We start from the raw sequence: 20,170 nt of genomic DNA on the forward strand, positions 1-20,170 counted from the left end.
TTGCCGGTCCGTAGCGCCGCCACGGCGACAACGATCGGACTGGCAGTTTTTACAGGCAGGCTACGCCTGGCCCCGCTCCAGCACCCAGGACGTTCCTTCCCGGGAGTCCTTGAGCACGATGCCAAGCGCCGCCAGCTCATCGCGGATGCGATCGGCCTCGACGAAGTCACGCGCCCGCTTGGCCTCGGCCCGGGCCGCGATACGCGCCTCTATATCGGCCTCGGGCAGCGGCAGCGTATCGCTCCCCCCCTTGAGGAATACCGCAGGCTCCTGTTCGAACAGCCCCAGCAACCCGCCCAGGCGCCTGAGCTCGAAGGCCAGCGCCGGGGCCCGCGCGGCATCGTCCTGCTTGGCGCGATTGAGCTCGCGGGCCAGTTCGAAGAGCACGGCCAGCGCCTCGGCGGTGTTGAAATCGTCGTCCATCGCCGCCGTGAAGCGTGCGGCGAAACGGCCGTCGAGCTCACCCTGCTCCGGCGTCACGTCCTGCAGCGCATTATAGAAGCGCTCCAGCGAGCGACGGGCATCGCCGAGCGCGTCCGGCGCATAGTTGATCGGGCTTCGATAGTGGCTGGCCACCAGCAGGTAGCGCACCACCTCGGGATCGTGCACTTCCAGCACATCGCGGATGGTGAAGAAGTTGCCCAGCGACTTGGACATCTTCTGCTGATCGACGCGTACCGCACCGGCATGCATCCAGGTATTGACGTAGCGCTTGCCGGTCGCCGCCTCGCTCTGGGCGATCTCGTTCTCGTGGTGCGGAAAGGTCAGATCGGGGCCGCCGCCGTGGATGTCGAAGGTGTCCCCCAGGCAGCAGGTCGACATCGCCGAGCATTCGATATGCCAGCCCGGGCGCCCTGCGCCCCAGGGCGACGGCCAACTCGCCTCACCGGGCTTGGCGGCCTTCCAGAGCACGAAATCCAGCGGATCCTCCTTGTGCACGTCGACTTCGACCCGGGCCCCGGAGCGCATCTCATCCAGGTCGCGGTTATTGAGCTTGCCGTAATCGGCGAACTGGCGAACCCGGTAATAGACGTCGCCGTTGGCCGCCGCGTAGGCGTAACCCTTGCCGATCAGCGTCTCGATCATCGCCACGATGTCGTCGATGTGTGCCGTGGCGCGCGGCTCGTGGTCGGGGCGCAACACCCCCAGGCGATCCTCGTCCTCGTGCATGGCGACGATCATGCGTTCGGTCAACGCGCTGATGGTCTCGCCGTTATCAATGGCCCGCTTGAGGATCTTGTCGTCGATGTCGGTGATGTTGCGCACGTAGTTGACATCGTACCCGCGACTGCGCAGGTAGCGGGTGATCACGTCGAACGCCACCATCACCCGGGCATGGCCGATATGGCAGTAGTCATAGACGGTGATGCCGCACACGTACATGCGCACCTTGCCGGCCTCGATCGGCGTGAACGGCTCCTTGCGCCGGGTCAGGGTGTTGTAGATCTGCATGCGCTCAGCCCTTCTTCTGCGCCTGTTGTTTCTGGATCCGCGCCCAGCTGTCCTTGAGCCCGACGATGCGATTGAACACCCGCTTGCCCTCGGCCGCCGCGTGGCGATCGGCGCAGAAATAGCCGATCCGCTCGAACTGATAGCGGCTTTCCGGCGCGACCTCGGCCAGGCTGGGTTCGGCGTAGCCCTCGACGACGCTCAGCGAGTCGCGGTTGAGGTGCTCGAGGAAATCGACGTCGCGATCGCGATCCGGCGCCTCGACCTGGAACAGGTTGTCGTAGAGACGCACTTCCACGGGCACCGCCTGCTCGGCGCTCACCCAGTGGATCACGCCCTTGACCTTGCGGCCTTCGGGGTTCTGGCCGAGCGTGTCGAAATCGACCGAGCAGCGCAGCTCGCTGACCTCCCCGGCCGCGTCCTTGATCACCTCGTCGCACCGAATCACGTAGGCGTTGCGCAGGCGAACCTCCTTGCCCGGCGCCAGGCGGAAGAACTTCTTCGGCGGCGCCTCCATGAAGTCGTCGGCATCGATCCAGATCTCGCGAGTCAGCGGCAGGCGCCGCGTGCCCATGTCGTCGCGGGCCGGGTGGCCGGCGACCTCGAAGACCTCGTCATGCCCCGCCGGCACATTGGTCAGCACGACCTTGAGCGGCTTGAGCACGCACATCGCCCGCGGCGCGTTGTCCTCGAGATCCGCACGAATGGCATGGTAGAGCATGGCGATGTCGACCACCCCGCCCTCGGCGCGGGTGACGCCGATCATCTCGCAGAACTTGCGGATCGAGCCCGGCGTGTAGCCCCGCCGGCGCATTCCCGAGATGGTCGGCATGCGCGGATCGTCCCAGCCATCGACGAAGCCCTGGTCGACGAGCAGCTTGAGCTTACGCTTGGAGGTCACCGTGTAGTCGAGATTCAAGCGCGCGAACTCGATCTGGCGCGGCGTGCCGGGTACGGGCAGGTTGGCCAGGAACCAGTCGTAGAGCGGCCGGTGATCCTCGAACTCCAGCGTGCAGATCGAATGGGTCACGCCCTCGATGGCATCCGACTGGCCATGCGTAAAGTCGTATGACGGGTAGATCTTCCACTTGTCGCCGGTCTGATGATGGCTGGCATGACGGATGCGATAGAGGATCGGATCACGCAGGTTGATATTGGGCGAGGCCATGTCGATCTTGGCCCGCAGCACCTTCTCGCCCTCGGCGAACTCGCCCTTGCGCATGCGCTCGAGCAGATCGAGGTTCTCGTCGGCAGAGCGATCACGATAGGGGCTCGGCCGGCCCGGCTCGGTCAGCGTGCCGCGGTAGTCGCGAATTTCGTCCGGTGACAGGTCGTCGACGTAGGCCTTGTCCTCGCGCACCAGATGCTGCGCCCAGGCATACAGTTGATCGAAATAATCCGAGGCGAAGCGCACCGGGCCGGCCCATTCAAAGCCCAGCCATTCCACATCGGCCTTGATCGCGTCGATGTAGACCTGTTCTTCCTTGGCCGGGTTGGTATCGTCGAAGCGTAGGTGGCAGTCCCCGCCGAATTGCTCGGCGATCCCGAAATTCAGGCAGATCGACTTGGCATGGCCGATGTGCAGAAAGCCGTTGGGCTCGGGGGGAAAGCGGGTAACGACCTTGTCGACCGTGCCCGCGTCGACTTCCTCGCGGATCTGGTTGCGGATGAAGTTCGGGGCGCTGGTGCTCTCAATGGTCATGGGACGTCAAGGAACCTCTTGTCTACGCGTGTGGCCATGTCGCGAACGCCGGGACGGTTTCCCGGAGCGGCTTCGCGCATCGCTCGAAAGCCGCTATTATAGCGTGACGCTCGCGCGCTTCGCCAAGGCGCCGCCAGACTGTTTCGCTCCACCCAGCCAGTTCGAGATCCCAATGATTGTATTGCATACCAATTATGGCGAGATTCATCTGCAACTCGACCATGACAAGGCGCCCAAGAGCGCGGCCAACTTCGAACAATACGTTCGTGACGGGCATTACGACGACACCCTGTTTCACCGCGTGATCAACGGCTTCATGGTTCAGGGCGGCGGCTTCGATACCGATTTCGAACAAAAGCCCACCCGCGAACCGATCGACAATGAAGCCGACAACGGGCTGAAGAATCGCAAGGGTAGCGTGGCCATGGCGCGCACCCAGGACCCGCACTCGGCCACCGCCCAGTTCTTCATCAACATCGCCGACAACGACTTCCTCGATCATCGCGGCAAGAACCTGCAAGGCTGGGGTTATTGCGTGTTCGGCGAAGTCGTCGCCGGCATGGACGTGGTCGAGAAGATCAAGGCCGTGCCCACCACGCGGCGCGGCATGCATGCCGACGTGCCCGCCGAGGACGTTATCCTCGAGCGTGCCGAAATCCGCGACTGAGGCATCTCACTCCTGCGGCCCGTCACGCGACGGGCCAATGCCTGTCCACCCGCCCGCATCGAAGGCCGTTGTCATGACGACCCTGCTGATTTCCGATCTGCATCTGCATCCCGACGAGCCCGCCATCGCACAGGGCTTCCTGGCGTACCTGCAGCGCGAGGCGCGCCACGCCGAGGCGCTGTACATCCTGGGTGACTTGTTCGAAGCCTGGATCGGCGACGACTATCAAGGGGAATTCGAGACCCGCATCCTCGAGGCGCTCAAGCGCCTGAGCGACGCCGGTACCCGGCTCTATTTCATGCACGGCAACCGCGACTTCCTGATCGGCGACGGTTTCGCCGCGGCCACCGGCGCCACCCTGCTGCCCGACCCCAGCGTGGTGGCGCTGGGCGGCGAACCAGGGGGTGAACGAACGCTGTTGATGCACGGCGACAGCCTGTGTACCCGCGATGAAGCCTACATGGCGTTTCGCGCCAAGGCACGCGATCCGCAGTGGCAGACGCAGATCCTCGCACTGCCGGTCGAACAGCGTCTGACACTGGCCAAGCAGATCCGCCAGCAATCCGGGGAGGCCAACTCCAACAAGGCCGAAGACATCATGGATGTCACGCCCGCCGAAGTGGTGCGAAGAATGGCCGAATGCGGCGTACGCACGCTGATTCACGGCCATACCCACCGCCCCGACGTGCATCGCCTGGAAGTCGACGGACAGTCCGCCCAGCGCATCGTGCTCGGCGACTGGCACAGCGACCGGGGCTGGCAGGTGCGTGTCGACGACCGGACAGCCCCGCTGCTGGAATCGTTCCCGCTATAATCCCGCCGGCATGCCGACCGCCGCCGGGCTCACGACTCGAAGGCGGCCGGGCGCGACAGCTGCTTGTCAAGCAGCGTGCGCCAGCGCAGCAATACCGGGGCATCACTCTGGGTGACCTCCTTGAGCAGGCGCCGCAGCTCGTCGCTGGCATGGCTGTCACTGGAGTCGACGACGTCCAGCCACAACTCCAGCGCGCACAGCTGATGATGCAGGTCGTCGTGCTCGCGGGCCTGTTCGAGGGCCTGCTCGGTCAATTGACGGACCGTATCGGCGGAGCGCCCCTGGCGTTGATAGACACGCGCCAGATGGATCGAAAGTTCCGGCACGAACAGCGAGCTGCGCTCGCGGGCGATCATCAGGCACTGATCCAGATAATCCTCGGCCAGCGCCAGCTCGCCCAGCGCGAAACAGGCATCGGTGTACCACAGCATCGGCCGCTGGTAGCGATCCTGCCCGGACAGCTCGGCCAGTTCCTCGAGGCTCGCCTCGATCATCGCAAGCCCCGCCCGATCGCCCGAGAGCGCCTTGTGCCAACCCAGCGCGCACTGCGCCGTCATGTGCCAGATGTGCAAATCCGGCGTGCGCGTGACCTCGAAGGCGCGCTCGGCGCGCGCGCCGGCCAGGTGCACGTGCCCCAGCTGGCGATACATCGCCGCGGCAAAGAGCAACGCCAGCGCCAGCGAACCGGGATGATTGTAGGTCTCGGCGAGCCGAATGGCGGCCTCGACCTGCCGCTCGGCGCGACGATAATCGCCCCGCAGGCACAACGACCATCCTTGATAGCAGGCCGCGGCGACCTGCGGGTGGTCGGAGAACGGCAGCCATTCGAGCATCATCGGCTGATGCAGCGGATCGATCTCCTCGAGATGCTCGTTGGCTTCGCGGACGCGCCCGGCCCAGTATTCGCAGTGCGCCCGGGCGTAGTCGGCCAGGCGGCGATAACGCGGGTCCGGCAACTGCTCGGCGATCGCCGCCATCTTCGAGGCCAGCGAGAAGGCATCGGCATGCGCGAAGCGCTGGCTGCAGCCCACCCACAGCCCCCACTTGACCAGAAAACGCTGCTCAAGTTCGGTTTCCTCGTCGGCGCAGCGGCTGCCCTCGATCAGTTCACGCGCCTTGACGAAGCTTTCGTGAGCGATCGGCGAGCCATGGCCCTCCAGGGCGAAGGCCGCCTGGCCCTTGACCGTGAGCAGGCTGATCTCGCGCTCGGCATGCCCTTCTACCTGACGCAGGCTGGCCAGCCCGGCGTCGGCCATGCGCAAGGCCGTGCGATTGGCGCTGACCTTGAGTGCCTCGCGGGCAGCCAGCTCGAAATAGCGCGCTCCCCGGGAGAAGTGCCCGCTGCGCCGCAGGTGTGTCGCGAAGTCTCCTGGATGACGACTGATCCACATCGGGAAACGCTCCTCGATCAGCCCCACCACCTGCTGATGAATGCGCGTGCGCACATCGCGCGGACAGGACAGGTAGGCGGCTTCCTGCAGCAACGGATGAGTGAACTGATACTGGTATTCGCCATGCGGCTCGCCGGCCTCGACGATCTCCAGTCGACGCATGTGCTCGAGCCCCTGACGCAGGCGCTGCTCGTCGAGGCCACTGCATTCCTGAAGAAAGTCGAGGCGGAACTGGCGCCCCAGCACCGCGGCGACATGGGCGATGTGACGATCGCCCTCGAGTTGGTCGATGCGGCCGGCCAATAGCCCGAACAAGCCGCGGGGCAGCTCGTCGACCTGCACGCTGCGCCCTTCGCGGCGATCCATGTCCAGGCGCCGGCAGATCTCCTGGAGATACAGCGGCACCCCATCGCAGCGCTCGATCAGTTGGCCGCGCAAGCGCGGACTGAGATGCAGCCGGTAACGTCGCGCCAGCTGTGAAAGCAGCCGCGAAGACTGCATGGCATCGAGCCTGTCGAGCGAGAGCTGCTGATCCCAGTGCAGCTTGACCGACAGCGGCTCGCGGCCGTGATGGCTGGCCACCATCAAAAAGGCGCTGTTGATCGGCAGACGCGCCTGCAGGCCAGCGAGCAGCTTGAGCGAAGGCTCGTCGACCCATTGCAGGTCGTCGACCATCATCACCAGCGGCTTGTCCACGGTAACCCGCTCGATCAGCCGGCGCAGCACACCCACCAGTAGATCCACCGCCTCGCCGCTTTGCGCCAGCCCCAGACTGTCGCCGTCGCTTTCCAGACCCAATGCCTGATGCAGCAGCTTGCAGGGCTCGGTGGCGTCGACGAGCCCGGCATGGCCTTGATTCACCAATACCTGATCGAAGGTGTCGACATCCAGCTTGTCCTGACAATGCCAACGCAGCAGCATGCGAGCGACGCTGAACGGCTCGAGCATCGACATGCGGGTAGTCGACTGCCAGCACAGCGATATATCCTCGCTCTGCACCAGCTGTCGGAAGCTGACCAGCAGCGCCGACTTGCCCATGCCCGAAGCGCCCTGGACGAGTATGCTCTGACGCAACCCGAGCCCGGCGCGCGCCAGCGCATCGCGCAGCTTGCGCAGCGCACTTTCGCGGCCCACCAGATCGGGCGGGGTGGCATTGCGCCCGCCCTCGTTGATGCCCAGCACCAATGCCCGCAGGCGCACCTTGCCGTCGCTCGCCATCAGCCGCGACGACAGGCGCGGTTGCAGATCGAGCGCCGGCGGCATGTGCTGGCTCGCTTCCTGGGAGATGACCAGCTCGCTGCCTTCGGCGAGGCTCATCAGATCGAGCGAACGCTGGGTGACCTGTCCCAGCGGGTCGACCAGCTGCCGCTCGGGCAGATAGATCACCCGCCCGCTATCCAACCCCGCTGCCAGTTCGAATTGCGGCAGTTTGCCCTCGCCACTCCACTGCCGGGCGATCTCCTCGGGCAGCACGCGACGGCAATGCTCGTAGAGCGCGACCAGCTCGGCAAGCTGGTGAGCCGGGCCATGGGTACCGAAACAGGCCAGCCCCAGCCCGCCCGTGGCACCCGGCAACCAGAACCCGCCCAAGTGGTTGCACTGACGTTCCAGCCAGCGCAGCAGCTCGATCTGCAGGGAAAGGCAGGCGCGCACCTCGCCGCGCTCCTCCCATTCGCCGTGCAGCCGCAGGCGAATGGCCATCACCGACAACTGCCGATGCTCGATCTCGTCGTCGCGCACCGGCTGGCTGTCGGCGGCCAGCACCCGCGAGAAAGCGCCCTGCGGCGACATCGGCTGCAGCTCGCTGGTGCTGGCATCCGACCAGTAGCGCGCCAACTGCAGTATGTTCGGTTCGGGTTGCTGGCCCGACAACGCCAGTAATTGCAGGTAAGCGTTATATTCCTCGTGGGCCGCCGCCGGTTGGCCCTGCTCGATCAACTGGCGAATCAGACCCTCGTGGAACGGCCCATAGCCGGAAAAGCGACTGACCAATGTACGCAGCAACGGATCGGGCAGCTCGTCGAGCTCCTGCAGAACCTGCTCGGCATAGGCCAGCACGCGCTGACGCCATTCACCACGGATGCGCACCAGCCAGCGCTGGTATTCGGCGCACTGGGCAAGCTGCAGCTCTTCGGCGAGATCGCCGCGGTAGAGCGTCAACAGGCGTTCGAGACGCGCGACATCCGGCGTTTCGGCAAGCAACCGCTCGATGCTGTGCAGGTCGAACTGCCAGTCGGCGGGAAGCTGGAAGGCTATGGTCTGGCGCGACACCGCCAATACCCGGTCGGCCTCGTCGCCGAGACTCTGACGCAGACAGTGCAGCGCGTGGCGCAGGTTGGTGCGCCCCGAAGACAGTCCCTGATCGGGCCACAGCAGCTCGGCCAGCGCAGCACGGTTGACGGGCTGGCACTGCAACAGCAGATGGACCAGCAGGGCCTTGACCTTGTCGTAACTGAATTGGGTGAGGGTGTCGTCACCCAGCGAAAGGGAGAAATGACCGAACAGCGTTAACTGCGCATTGACGGAAGGGGTCCGTAGCATTGTTATAGGTTCCTGCGTTGCTCTGTCGACGACAGCGAGCCCTGACAGCGTTCGTTGACTCAAGCCACGGCGGGTAGGCCGCTGTGGAAACGGAACGTCTCGTCAGGCGTTTCGATCAGCTCGCGCTCGCGATCGGCGAAGAAAGCGATACGGGATTCGATGGGACCGTCCGCGAAGCGCTGGGCCAACATCAAGTAATCCTCATAATGTCGCCCTTCCGACTTAACCAGAGAGCGATAGAACTTGGCAAGCTCGATATCCAGATGCGGAATCAGCCGAGCGAAGCGCTCGCAGCTGCGTGCCTCGATGAACGCGCCGACGATCAGCATATCGACCAGCCGCTGAGGGTCATCGCGCTTTACGTGTTGCCGCAGGCCATCGGCATAGCGCGACGCGCTGAGGTGACGATAGGGGATGCCGCGTTCCTCCATCAACTTGACGACCTGTTCGAAATGCAGCAATTCCTCCCGGGCCAGCTGCGACATCTTAATCAGCAGCAGCGGCCGATCGACATATCGGTACATCAAGCTCATCGCCGTGGACGCCGCTTTCTTTTCGCACTGCGCATGGTCGATCAGCAGCAGCGTCTGATTGGCCAACGCCGCCTCGATCCAGCCCATCGGCGTGGCACAGGGTAGAAAGGCCAGCAGTTCGGCGGGCAACAGGGCTTCCATGGAACCGTCTTGCATCGCAATCATGGGGAAGATCCCGTCGAATGAGTGAAGCCGGAATGATGCCGCCGAGCCTCGACGTGAGCCATCAGCGCCGTCGCGATCGCCTTGTGGAGTTCATCGGCCGACAGATGCAAACCTTTACCGTGGGCTTGCAGTCCGTAACGCGTGATGTCGCGCATCCGCCCCCGGCCGACCCGCAACAGCTCCACGGCACGCGATAGCGCCGGCTGGTCGGGGCGATGGCGTATGCGATGACGCACCAGTTGCGCCTCGAGCTGCGCCTCATCGCTGACCGACAGGTACTCGCCGGCGACCCGGGCCCGCCAGGCATCCAGCCGTTGCATCACCTCGCGCCGCGTTGCGTCGCTGTAGACGAACCAGTCGCGGATCTCGCTTTCGTGGCGCTGGCAGCCACGGCAGACCGAATCGCCCACGGTGGTCGAACAAAGCCCTACGCAGGGCGAAACAATACGTTGCGACATCAAGCCCTCCCGAAAGAGCCTCCATCATAACGCGCCAGGCCAGGACCAGCGACCGGCCGGCCTGGTCGGAATACGGCAAAGAGGCCGCGGCGCAGACGGCCGGAACCGCCTCGCTTAACATTGTCGACAGTTTCCCGTAGAATGCGCTCGGCTCAAATAGGGCCAGAGGAAACAGAAAAAAGCCATTTAAGCGACATGCGTCACTATCTGGTCCCTCTTTTCTGCCCCGCTGGATTCCGATAATTGATGAGGGTCCCCACACGTGCTTGAAGCCTACCGCCACCATGTCGAGGAGCGCGCTGCCCAGGGCGTACCGCCCAAGCCGCTGAATGCCGAGCAAACCGCCGCGCTGATCGAACTTCTCAAGAACCCGCCGGCCGGCGAAGAACAGTTCCTGCTCGAGCTGATCACCGATCGCGTTCCGCCGGGCGTCGACGAGGCCGCCTACGTCAAGGCCGGCTTCCTGACCGCCATCGCCAAGGGCGAGGCCGACTCGCCGCTGATCGACAAGACCCATGCGGTCAGGCTGCTGGGGACCATGCAGGGCGGCTACAACATCGCCACCCTGGTGGCGTTGCTGGACGACGCCGCGCTGGCCAACGAGGCGGGCGAACAGCTCAAGCACACCCTGCTGATGTTCGATGCCTTCCACGACGTCGCCGAGCGTGCCAGAAACGGCAACCCCGTCGCCCAAGACGTGCTGCAATCGTGGGCCGACGCCGAATGGTACCTGGCCAAGCCGGCGCTGGCCGAGAAGGTCAGCCTGGCGGTCTTCAAGGTGCCCGGCGAGACCAACACCGACGACCTGTCACCGGCGCCGGATGCCTGGTCGCGCCCGGACATCCCGCTGCACGCCAACGCCATGCTCAAGAATCCGCGCGACGGCATCGAGCCCCTCGAGCCCGGCGTCAAGGGGCCGCTGGAACAGATCGATGCGGTCAAGGCCAAGGGCTTCCCGGTTGCCTACGTCGGCGACGTGGTCGGCACCGGCTCGTCGCGCAAGTCCGCCACCAACTCCGTGCTGTGGTTCTTCGGCGACGACATTCCGCACGTGCCCAACAAGCGTGCCGGCGGCTTCTGCTTCGGCAGCAAGATCGCGCCGATCTTCTTCAACACCATGGAGGATGCCGGCGCCCTGCCCGTCGAGATGGACGTCTCCAGGCTCGAGATGGGGGACGTCATCGACGTCTATCCCTACGCGGGCAAGGTCTGTCGACACGACAGCGACGAAGTGATCTCGACCTTCGAACTCAAGACCCGGGTGATTCTCGACGAAGTGCGGGCCGGCGGCCGTATCCCGCTGATCATCGGCCGCGGCCTTACCGACAAGGCGCGCAACGAACTCGGCCTGGGCCCCTCCGATGTCTTCAAGACGCCCGAGCAGCCCGCCGACAGCGACAAGGGGTTCACCCTGGCGCAGAAGATGGTCGGCAAGGCCTGCGGCGTGAATGGCGTACGTCCGGGCATGTACTGCGAGCCGAAAATGACCACCGTGGGCTCGCAGGATACCACCGGGCCGATGACCCGCGACGAGCTCAAGGACCTGGCCTGCCTGGGCTTCCAGGCCGACCTGGTGATGCAGTCGTTCTGCCATACCAGCGCCTACCCCAAGCCGGTCGACGTGGAGACCCACCACACCCTGCCCGACTTCATCATGAACCGAGGCGGCGTCTCGCTGCGTCCGGGCGACGGCATCATCCACTCCTGGCTCAACCGCATGCTGCTGCCCGACACCGTCGGCACCGGCGGCGATTCGCACACCCGCTTCCCGCTGGGCATCTCGTTCCCCGCCGGCTCGGGGCTGGTGGCTTTCGCCGCCGCCACCGGCGTGATGCCGCTGGACATGCCGGAATCGGTGCTGGTGCGCTTCAAGGGCGAACGCCAGCCGGGCATCACCCTGCGCGATCTGGTCCATGCAATCCCCTACTACGCCATCCAGCAGGGCCTGCTGACCGTCGAGAAATCCGGCAAGAAGAACGCCTTCTCCGGTCGTATCCTGGAAATCGAAGGGCTCGAGGACCTTACCGCCGAGCAGGCCTTCGAGCTCTCCGACGCCTCCGCCGAGCGCAGCGCGGCCGGTTGCACCATCACGCTTGCCGAGGACAGCGTGGCGGAGTACCTGAGATCCAACATCACCCTGCTCAAGTGGATGATCGATCAGGGCTACGGCGATCGCCGGACCATCGAGCGGCGCATCGCCGGGATGCAGGAATGGCTCGACTCTCCCAGCCTGATGCGTGCCGACGCCGACGCCGAGTACGCCGAGGTGATCGAGATCGATCTTGCCGAGATCACCGAACCGGTGCTCTGCGCGCCCAACGACCCCGACGACGCCCGGCTGCTCTCCGAGGTCGCCGGCGAGACCATTGACGAAGTGTTCATCGGCTCGTGCATGACCAACATCGGCCACTTCCGCGCCGCCGGCAAGCTGCTCGAGAAACTGCCAGCCGGCAGTCTCAAGACGCGCCTGTGGCTTGCACCGCCGACCAAGATGGACCAGCATCAGTTGACGGAGGAAGGGTACTACGGCATTTACGGGCGTGCCGGTGCGCGCATGGAGATGCCCGGTTGTTCGCTGTGCATGGGCAACCAGGCGCGCGTCGCGCCTAAATCGACGGTGGTTTCGACCTCGACTCGCAACTTTCCCAATCGCCTGGGCGACGGGGCGAACGTCTATCTCGCCTCGGCCGAACTGGCGGCGGTCGCCGCAGTGGTCGGACGTTTGCCGAGTGTCGAGGAATACCGCGGCTACATGGGCGAGTTCAACGCCATGGCCGGCGAAATCTACCGTTACATGAACTTCCACGAAATCGAGGAGTTCCAGAGAGCGGCATCCAACGTGATTCCGCTCGCCGAACAAGCCTGACCTTTCGATTCCGATGCTCGCAACATCGTCAATCGATGACCGAAACGCCCCGCTGTCGCGGGGCGTTTTTTATGATCTGTCGTGAGCCCGCCATTACCTTCGGTAACCATCATCGGCTTGCCATCGAACAGTGTTCGGCATAACCTTACGAGGTCTCGATCGAGCGTATGTCACCTCGCGCGTGAACCCGGCAGGACGCCATTCCCGCGAGACGACCGCCCCCGTCAAGGTGCCCTGAAAAGGCACCGGGTCGCCGTCTCGTCAGTTGCTTGAACGTGAGCATTGATCAAGGAGAACACTCGTGAAAATCAGACCGCTGCTTACCGCCTCATTGACAACCTCGGCCCTGGTCGCCGCCGCCCCCTCCGTCCTGGCAGCCGACGCCGGGGAAGGGCTCTACCTGGGCATAGGTACCGGCTTCAGCTCGCTTAAGAACGACAACGACGACGTCGACAACTTCATCGAGTCAGGCGTCGAGGATTTCGATATCGACGACGACGACACCGTCTTCAAGGGCTTCGTCGGCTACGAGTTCAATCCCTACTTCGCCACCGAAGTCTTCTATTCGGATCTGGGCAAGACCCGGCTCGAAGGCAACGACGGCGCCAACACCGATCTCGAATCCAACGCCTACGGGGTGAGTGCCGTCGGCCAGTTGCCGATCACCTCCTGGTTCACCGCCTTCGCCAAGGCCGGGATCGCCAAGTGGGAGACCGACGTCGACGGCAACCTCGGTGGACTGAGCGCCGATCTCGAGGACCAGGATGGCACCGATCCAGTCTACGGCGTCGGCGCGCAGCTCAACTTCGATCCGTTCCTGGTGAGGACCGAGTACGAACGCTACGACTTCGACAGCGATTACAAGATCGACACCCTCACCGCTTCCGTGGGCTGGCGCTTCTGACCACGGTCTGCCAGACATAACGCCGGGATTCGTTCCCGGCGTTTCTCGTTGGAGATCGGCTTGATTGCCAGCCGGTATCGGCGATGCCATCCTTGCCGCATGCCTGACAACGATTCGACACTGACACCGCGCGGGCTGATCACCGCGGCGGGGCTCTCATTGCGCGAGCATTGGCGGCCACTGGTCGCCTTTCATCTGTTCTTCACGCTACTCGCCACTACCCTGTTGCTCCCGGCCGGGGCCTCGACACTGACCGCCCTGCTCGGCCAGGTCGGTCGCCCGGTGCTGACCGGCTCGCAACTGCTCGACACCGTCCTGTCCGCCTCCGGCCTGGTCTGGCTGCTGGGCGCAATCGGTTTCACCACGCTGCTGCTCAGCCTGCAGCAGGCCGGCATGCTGCTGGTCGCGGCGCGCCCTTCGGGCTATCGCTATCGCCTGGCCCTGGATGCCTTGTGGAGCGTGTTCCGCCGGCTACCCGGGATCGTCGCGCTGACGCTGATCCAGGTGGGTATCCAGTTGGCGATCGCCCTGCCGCTCCTGTTGCTGCTGAGCGCGCTCTATCAATGGTTGCTCGGCGACATGGAGAGTTACTACATCACGCAGGTCAAGCCACCGGCGCTGTGGCAATTTCTGGCTGCGGCCAGCCTACCGGCGCTGATCTGGTTGTTCAGTGCACTGCACGCCTACCTGCGCTGGTCACTGGCACTGCCGAGCCTGATCCTCGAGGACCTGGGCCCACTTGCCGCCCTGCGTCGCAGCCGGGCCCTGACCTACCGCCGGCTGCGGCGGCTGGCGCTGCCGGTCGGCTTGCCGCTGTTGCTGATTCTCACCCTGCCGGTGCTCGCCTCGGCGCTGTTCGACACGCTGGCGACTCCGTTACTGCTGTGGCTGCCCGAGCGGGTCGCCGTGCTGCTGCCGGCGATGCTCGGCTACCTGACCCTGTACGCGCTGCTGACCCTGGCGGTGACATTCATCGGCGTCGCCGTCAATAGCCTGGTGATCGGCTGCATCTATCTACGCCTGGCGCATCGCCGGCCGCGTCCGCCGGCGCCCACGCCGCACGATCACCCGGCCTGGGTCGCCTGGGGTGCCGAATTGCTGGTGCTGGCGTTCGCCGCCAGCCAGGCTTTTTTCGTGCTCAACAGCTTCACACTGCGCGACGACGTGACCATCACCGCCCATCGCGGCAGCTCGACCGTCGCCCCCGAGAATACGCTGGCGGCCTTCGAGCAGGCGATCGACGACGGCGCCGACTATATCGAGCTCGACGTCCGACTGAGCGCCGACGGCCAGGTGGTGGTGGCTCACGACGACAGTCTTCAGCGGCTGGTCGGACTCGATGAACGGCTCAGCGAGATGACGCTCGAGGCGATCCGCGCGGTCGATGTGGGCAGCTGGTTCGGCGATGGTTTCGTCGGTCAGGGCATCCCCACCCTGGCGGAGGTCCTGCAACTGTCACGCGGTCGCATCAAGCTCTATATCGAGCTCAAGCCGCTCGGCGACAACGCCGAGCGGCTGGCGGACGCGGTACTCGCTCAGCTCCCGCGTCAGCGCTACGATCAGTTCGTGCTGGCTTCGCTGTCGCCCGCGGCGATCCGCGCGGTCGAACGCCGCGAGCCGACGCTGCGCACCACGCTGTTCGCCCAGTTCGTGGTCCGTGGCGGCCTGAATCTGGGCGACATCGATGCGCTGGGCTTGCGCTACAACCGCATCAGCGAGGATCTCGCCGATGCCATCCATCGCCGCGGCTACGCATTGCACGCCTGGACGGTCAACGGCCGGGCGCAGATGTCGCGGCTGATCGATCTCGGCGTCGATAACATCATCACCGACCGTCCGGCGCTGCTCGCCGAGGTGCTGGCCGAGCGCCACGAGCTCAGCGATGGCGAACTGCTGCTGCTCAAGCTGCGCAACTGGCTGCACTTCTGAGCCCCAACGCAAATCTTAGTCTGAGTGCGATACAGGACCTGGAAACGTCAGCCGCAACCGACGCCGCCCGGCACGTTGCGTGACGTGCCGGGCGGCGTCAGCGCTGGAGCGGTCGCTCAGGCCAGCGTCTCGCCGGCCAGCATGAACCAGGTCTCGAGCACCGCGTCCGGGTTCAGCGATACCGAATCGATACCCTGCTCCATCAGCCACTTGGCCAGGTCGGGATGATCCGACGGCCCCTGGCCGCAGATTCCCACGTACTTGCCCTGCTCGCGGCAGGCGGCGATAGCCATCGCCAGCAGCTTCTTGACCGCCGGATCGCGCTCCTCGAACAGATGGGCGACGATCCCCGAGTCCCGATCCAGGCCCAGCGTCAGCTGAGTCAGGTCGTTTGAGCCGATCGAGAAGCCATCGAAGTACTGAAGAAAATCCTCGGCCAGCAAGGCATTGGTCGGCAGCTCGCACATCATGATGATGCGCAGCCCGCGATCGCCGCGCTTCAGGCCGTTGGCCTCGAGCAGCTCGACCACCTGGCGGCCTTCGTCCGGGGTGCGCACGAACGGCACCATGATCTCGACATTGTCGAGGCCCATCTCGTCGCGCACCCGCTTGAGCGCCTGGCATTCGAGCTCGAAACATGGCCGGAACGTCTCGGAGATGTAGCGCGACGCGCCGCGGAAGCCGAGCATCGGATTTTCCTCGCCAGGCTCGTAGAGCTTGCCGCCGATCAGATTCTCGTATTCGTTGGACTTGAAGTCCGACAGCCGCACGATCACCGGCTTGGGATAGAACGACGCCGCCAGCGTCGAGATGCCCTCGACCAGCTTGTCGACGTAAAAGGTCACTGGATCGCGATAGCCGGCAGTGCGCACGTCGATGATCTGCTGCAGATCGGCAGGCAGCCGGTCGTACTCCATCAGCGCCTTGGGATGCACGCCGATCATGCGATTGATGATGAATTCGAGCCGCGCCAGGCCGACGCCGGCATTGGGCAGGCTGGCGAAGTTGAAGGCGCGGTCGGGGTTGCCGACGTTCATCATGATCTTGAACGGCAGATCGGGCATGCTGTCGACGCTGGTGGTCGTGCAGTCGTAGTCGAGCAACCCGTCGTAGACGTGCCCGGTATCGCCCTCGGCGCACGACACGGTGACCTCGCGGCCGTCCTCGAGCACGTCGGTGGCATCGCCGCAGCCGACTACCGCCGGGATGCCCAGTTCGCGGGCGATGATCGCCGCGTGACAGGTACGCCCGCCGCGGTTGGTGACGATCGCCGAGGCGCGCTTCATTACCGGCTCCCAGTCGGGATCGGTCATGTCGGTGACCAGGATGTCGCCGTTATTGACCTTGTCCATCTGCGCCGAGGTCTCGATGACCTTGATCGCCCCGCGGCCGATACGCTGGCCGATCGCCCGGCCGGAGATCAGCAGCCGGCCCTTCTCCTTGAGCTGGAAGCGCTCGAGCTTGCCGCCCTGCTGGTTGGAAACCACGGTTTCCGGGCGCGCCTGGACGATGTACAGCTTGCCGTCGTCGCCGTCGCGGGCCCATTCGATATCCATCGGCCGGCCGTAGTGCTGCTCGATGGTCACCGCCTGGCGCGCCAACGCCATCACCGCCTCGTCGTCGATGCAGAAACGTGCCCGATCGGCGGGAGCGACGTCGACGGTCTGCACCGACTTGCCCGCCGAGGCGTCCTCGGTGTAGGTCATCTTGATCAGCTTGGAGCCCAGCGTGCGGCGCAGCACCGCAGGCCGGCCTGCGGCCAGCGTCGACTTGTGGACGTAGAACTCGTCGGGATTGACCGCGCCCTGCACCACGGTCTCGCCCAGCCCCCAGGAGCCGGTGATGAACACCGCATCGCGGTAGCCGGATTCGGTATCCAGGGTGAACATCACGCCGCTGGCGCCAGTCTCGGAACGCACCATCTTCTGGATGCCCGCCGATAGCGCGACCTGGTCGTGATCGAAGCCGCGATGCACGCGATAGGAAATCGCGCGGTCGTTGAACAGCGAGGCGAACACCTCGTGAACCGCCCGCTTGACGTTGTCGAAGCCCTCGATATTGAGAAAGGTCTCCTGCTGGCCGGCGAACGAGGCGTCGGGCAGGTCCTCGGCGGTCGCCGACGAGCGCACCGCGACCTTCAAGTTGCTGTGACGCGACTCGAGTTCGCGATAGGCGTCACGCAGCGCCGCCTCGAATTCCGGCGGCAGCGGCGTATCGATCACCCACTGGCGTATCTCGCCGCCCACGCGCACCAGTTCGTTGACATCGTCGACGTCGAGACGCACCAGCGCTTGATTGATACGCTCGTTGAGCCCCTCATGGGCCAGGAACTGGCGATAGGCGAATGCGGTGGTGGCGAAGCCGCCGGGCACCGTGACGCCAGCGCCGGCCAGGTTGGAAATCATTTCGCCCAGCGAAGCGTTCTTGCCGCCCACCCGCTCGACATCGTCCATACCGAGACTATCGAACCATTCGATATAGTGTTCCAAGAGAGGTCCCCTCGTTTCGGTCCATGGCGCCTGGGCGCCGAATGCGCCATCCTGGCAGATGTCAGCACCCTACCAAGCGAAGGTCGTATTCGCCATTAGTCTAATAGCGAAGTCACTGGAGTATTTTTACAACATTGCCGCTTTTCACCCTCCTTCCTGTAGTCGGCGGCTTGTCGCGCCGACGTCGAGCATCGACAATGCAGCGAACCGTCATAGTCCACTACCCGCGAGAAAACCGGCATGTCCCGCACCGCCTTCTTCATCTCCGACGGCACCGGCATCACCGCCGAGACCCTGGGCCGCAGCCTGCTGGCCCAGTTCGAGAGCCTCGAAATCAAGATGATCACCAAGCCGTACATCGACAGCACCGAGAAGGCCCACAAGCTCGCCGAGGTGATCGCCGCCACTGCGGCGCGCGATGGCGAGACGCCGATCATCATCGATACCATCGTCGATCAGACCATCCGCGACATCATCAGCCGCGTGCCGGGCTTCAAGGTCGACGTCTTCACCACCTTCCTGGCGCCGCTCGAGGCGGAGCTCAAGGTCCACTCCTCCTACTCGGTGGGACGCACCCACGCCATCGGTCGCGACGACATCTACATGCATCGCATCGACTCGGTGCACTTCGCGCTGGACAACGACGATGGCGCGCGCACCCAGCACTACGACAGCGCCGACGTGATCCTGACCGGCGTATCGCGCTGCGGCAAGACGCCGACCTCGCTCTATCTGGCGCTGCAGTTCGGCATCCGCGCGGCCAACTACCCGCTGACCGAGGACGACCAGGACGAGGACGGCAATCTCAAGATGCCGGCCGCCCTGGCGCCCTATCGCCACAAGTTGTTCGGCCTGACCATCGACCCGCGCCGGCTGGCGGCGATCCGCAGCGAGCGCCGGCCCAACAGCCGCTACTGCTCGATCGATCAGTGCCTGCAGGAAATCCAGCAGGCCGAGGCGCTGTATCGCCGCTATCACATCCCCTACATCGACACCACGCGCTTCTCGATCGAGGAGATTTCCACCCAGCTGATCGCCGAGACCGGTCTGCAGCGGCGCTTCAGTCCGCGCTGAAGGCCTGGATGCCGGTCTGGCAGCGCCCCAGGATCAGCGCGTGGATGTCGTGGGTGCCCTCGTAGGTGTTGACCGCCTCCAGGTTCATCAGATGGCGAATCACGTGGTACTCGTCGCTGACTCCGTTGCCGCCGTGCATGTCGCGGGCCTGGCGGGCGATGTCCAGCGCCTTGCCGGCATTGTTGCGCTTGATAAGCGAGATCGCCTCGGGGATCAACTGGCCCGCGTCGATCAGTTGGCCGACCCGCAGCGCCGCCTGCAGGCCCAGCGTGATCTCGGTCTGCATGTCGGCAAGCTTCTTCTGGATCAACTGGTTGGCGGCCAGCGGCCGGCCGAACTGATGACGCGCCAAGGTATAGTCGCGCGCCGCCTGCCAGCAGAACTCGGCGGCGCCCATACTGCCCCAGGCGATGCCGAAACGCGCCCGATTGAGGCATGAGAACGGCCCCTTGAGCCCACTGACGTTCGCCAGGCAGGCGCCGTCGTCGACCTGCACGTCCTGCAGCACGATCTGGCCGGTGCTCGAGGCACGCAGACTGAACTTGCCCTCGATCGCCGGCGTCGACAGCCCCGGCGTGCCGCGTTCGAGCACGAAGCCGCGCAGCCGGCCGTCGTCGTCCTTGGCCCACACCACGAACACGTCGGCGACCGGGGCGTTGGTAATCCAGGTCTTGCTGCCATCGAGACGCCAGCCGCCCTCGATCCGCCGGGCGCGAGTCGCCATGCCGTTGGGGTCGGACCCGTGATCGGGCTCGGTGAGCCCGAAACAGCCGATCCACTCGCCGCTGACCAGCCGCGGCAGATAACGCTCGCGCTGGGCCTCGCTGCCGAAGGCGTGAATCGGATAGATCACCAGGCTCGACTGCACGCTCAATGCGCTGCGATAACCGGAATCGACGCGCTCCACCTCGCGGGCGATCAGGCCATAGCTGACGTAATCGAGCCCCGCCGCGCCATGGCCCTCGAGTGTCGCGCCGAGCAGTCCCAGGGCACCCATCTCGGTCATGATCGAAGGGTCGAAACGCTCGTGGCGATTGGCCTCGAGTATTCGCGGCATCAAGCGCTGCTGGCAGTAATCGTGGGCGGTGCGCTGGACCTGGCGCTGCGCATCGCTCAGCTGCGCCGACAGGCACAGCGGATCGCGCCAATCGACGGGGGTCGTAGCGGCCATCGGAGTCTCCTTTGAAG

Annotated in this window: 13 protein-coding genes; 6 read left to right on the top strand and 7 right to left on the bottom strand. The window is 64.9% G+C overall.

Going from position 1 to position 20,170, the window contains the following annotated elements:
• Positions 1 to 60: 60 nt before the first annotated feature.
• Together cysS and K7I12_RS10985 are read right to left on the bottom strand one after the other, a co-directional pair.
• Complete coding sequence (gene cysS, locus K7I12_RS10980) at positions 61 to 1,452, bottom strand: cysteine--tRNA ligase (protein WP_031383774.1); 1,392 nt, start codon at positions 1,450 to 1,452, stop codon at positions 61 to 63.
• A gap of 4 nt (positions 1,453 to 1,456) precedes the next feature.
• Entirely contained in the window at positions 1,457 to 3,151 is a 1,695-nt protein-coding gene (locus K7I12_RS10985; RefSeq protein ID WP_031383775.1) for a glutamine--tRNA ligase/YqeY domain fusion protein, read from the bottom strand.
• Positions 3,152 to 3,323: 172 nt separating this feature from the next.
• Between K7I12_RS10985 and K7I12_RS10990 the strand changes: the two genes are divergently transcribed.
• Together K7I12_RS10990 and K7I12_RS10995 are read left to right on the top strand one after the other, a co-directional pair.
• Positions 3,324 to 3,818, top strand: coding sequence for a peptidylprolyl isomerase (locus K7I12_RS10990; protein WP_231664136.1), 495 nt, complete (start codon positions 3,324 to 3,326; stop codon positions 3,816 to 3,818).
• A 73-nt stretch (positions 3,819 to 3,891) separates the two neighbouring features.
• Positions 3,892 to 4,632: a UDP-2,3-diacylglucosamine diphosphatase gene (locus K7I12_RS10995; protein ID WP_031383777.1), complete on the top strand. Its 741-nt coding sequence runs from the start codon at positions 3,892 to 3,894 to the stop codon at positions 4,630 to 4,632.
• 29 nt (positions 4,633 to 4,661) lie between these two features.
• Here K7I12_RS10995 and K7I12_RS11000 read toward each other — a convergent pair whose 3' ends face one another.
• The 3 genes from K7I12_RS11000 to K7I12_RS11010 are packed head-to-tail and all read right to left on the bottom strand — an operon-like array spanning position 4,662 to position 9,720.
• A complete protein-coding gene (locus K7I12_RS11000) occupies positions 4,662 to 8,564 on the bottom strand; it encodes an AAA family ATPase (protein ID WP_031383778.1) in 3,903 nt (1,300 codons plus the stop codon).
• A 59-nt stretch (positions 8,565 to 8,623) separates the two neighbouring features.
• Positions 8,624 to 9,262: a tRNA-(ms[2]io[6]A)-hydroxylase gene (locus K7I12_RS11005; protein WP_031383779.1), complete on the bottom strand. Its 639-nt coding sequence runs from the start codon at positions 9,260 to 9,262 to the stop codon at positions 8,624 to 8,626.
• Positions 9,259 to 9,720 (bottom strand): DUF1289 domain-containing protein, encoded by a 462-nt coding sequence (locus tag K7I12_RS11010; RefSeq protein ID WP_231664137.1) that lies wholly within the window; start codon positions 9,718 to 9,720, stop codon positions 9,259 to 9,261. The genes K7I12_RS11005 and K7I12_RS11010 overlap by 4 nt, the downstream gene beginning before the upstream one ends.
• A 262-nt stretch (positions 9,721 to 9,982) precedes the next feature.
• Between K7I12_RS11010 and acnB the strand changes: the two genes are divergently transcribed.
• The 3 genes from acnB (at position 9,983) to K7I12_RS11025 (ending at position 15,419) form a co-directional block, all read left to right on the top strand.
• Positions 9,983 to 12,586: a bifunctional aconitate hydratase 2/2-methylisocitrate dehydratase gene (gene acnB, locus K7I12_RS11015; RefSeq protein WP_231664138.1), complete on the top strand. Its 2,604-nt coding sequence runs from the start codon at positions 9,983 to 9,985 to the stop codon at positions 12,584 to 12,586.
• Between the two features lie 301 nt (positions 12,587 to 12,887).
• On the top strand, positions 12,888 to 13,490 hold the full coding sequence (locus K7I12_RS11020) for a porin family protein (protein WP_150113099.1): 603 nt from the start codon (positions 12,888 to 12,890) through the stop codon (positions 13,488 to 13,490).
• 99 nt (positions 13,491 to 13,589) lie between these two features.
• Positions 13,590 to 15,419: a glycerophosphodiester phosphodiesterase gene (locus tag K7I12_RS11025; protein ID WP_051907446.1), complete on the top strand. Its 1,830-nt coding sequence runs from the start codon at positions 13,590 to 13,592 to the stop codon at positions 15,417 to 15,419.
• A gap of 116 nt (positions 15,420 to 15,535) precedes the next feature.
• Here the strand turns inward: K7I12_RS11025 and ppsA are convergent, their stop codons facing one another.
• Positions 15,536 to 17,908, bottom strand: coding sequence for a phosphoenolpyruvate synthase (gene ppsA / locus K7I12_RS11030; RefSeq protein ID WP_031383784.1), 2,373 nt, complete (start codon positions 17,906 to 17,908; stop codon positions 15,536 to 15,538).
• Between the two features lie 240 nt (positions 17,909 to 18,148).
• On the opposite strand from ppsA, the gene ppsR reads away from it, so the two are divergent.
• Positions 18,149 to 18,982, top strand: a complete 834-nt coding sequence (gene ppsR / locus K7I12_RS11035) for a posphoenolpyruvate synthetase regulatory kinase/phosphorylase PpsR (RefSeq protein ID WP_031383785.1) — start codon at positions 18,149 to 18,151, stop codon at positions 18,980 to 18,982.
• On the opposite strand, the gene K7I12_RS11040 is transcribed toward ppsR, so the two are convergent.
• Positions 18,969 to 20,153: an acyl-CoA dehydrogenase gene (locus K7I12_RS11040; RefSeq protein WP_031383786.1), complete on the bottom strand. Its 1,185-nt coding sequence runs from the start codon at positions 20,151 to 20,153 to the stop codon at positions 18,969 to 18,971. The genes ppsR and K7I12_RS11040 overlap by 14 nt on opposite strands.
• Positions 20,154 to 20,170: the final 17 nt, after the last annotated feature.

The sequence above is a fragment of the Halomonas sp. IOP_31 genome, from assembly GCF_021151495.1.
In the GTDB taxonomy this organism is placed as follows: Bacteria; Pseudomonadota; Gammaproteobacteria; order Pseudomonadales; family Halomonadaceae; genus Modicisalibacter; species Modicisalibacter zincidurans.

What these genes read in the sequence shown, in the direction of transcription:
- cysS (WP_031383774.1), bottom strand. Translation starts at nt 1,452, where the DNA reads ATGCAGATCTACAACACCCTGACCCGGCGCAAGGAGCCGTTCACGCCG.
- K7I12_RS10985 (WP_031383775.1), bottom strand. Translation starts at nt 3,151, where the DNA reads ATGACCATTGAGAGCACCAGCGCCCCGAACTTCATCCGCAACCAGATC.
- K7I12_RS10990 (WP_231664136.1), top strand. Translation starts at nt 3,324, where the DNA reads ATGATTGTATTGCATACCAATTATGGCGAGATTCATCTGCAACTCGAC.
- K7I12_RS10995 (WP_031383777.1), top strand. Translation starts at nt 3,892, where the DNA reads ATGACGACCCTGCTGATTTCCGATCTGCATCTGCATCCCGACGAGCCC.
- K7I12_RS11000 (WP_031383778.1), bottom strand. Translation starts at nt 8,564, where the DNA reads ATGCTACGGACCCCTTCCGTCAATGCGCAGTTAACGCTGTTCGGTCAT.
- K7I12_RS11005 (WP_031383779.1), bottom strand. Translation starts at nt 9,262, where the DNA reads ATGATTGCGATGCAAGACGGTTCCATGGAAGCCCTGTTGCCCGCCGAA.
- K7I12_RS11010 (WP_231664137.1), bottom strand. Translation starts at nt 9,720, where the DNA reads ATGTCGCAACGTATTGTTTCGCCCTGCGTAGGGCTTTGTTCGACCACC.
- K7I12_RS11025 (WP_051907446.1), top strand. Translation starts at nt 13,590, where the DNA reads ATGCCTGACAACGATTCGACACTGACACCGCGCGGGCTGATCACCGCG.
- ppsR (WP_031383785.1), top strand. Translation starts at nt 18,149, where the DNA reads ATGTCCCGCACCGCCTTCTTCATCTCCGACGGCACCGGCATCACCGCC.
- K7I12_RS11040 (WP_031383786.1), bottom strand. Translation starts at nt 20,153, where the DNA reads ATGGCCGCTACGACCCCCGTCGATTGGCGCGATCCGCTGTGCCTGTCG.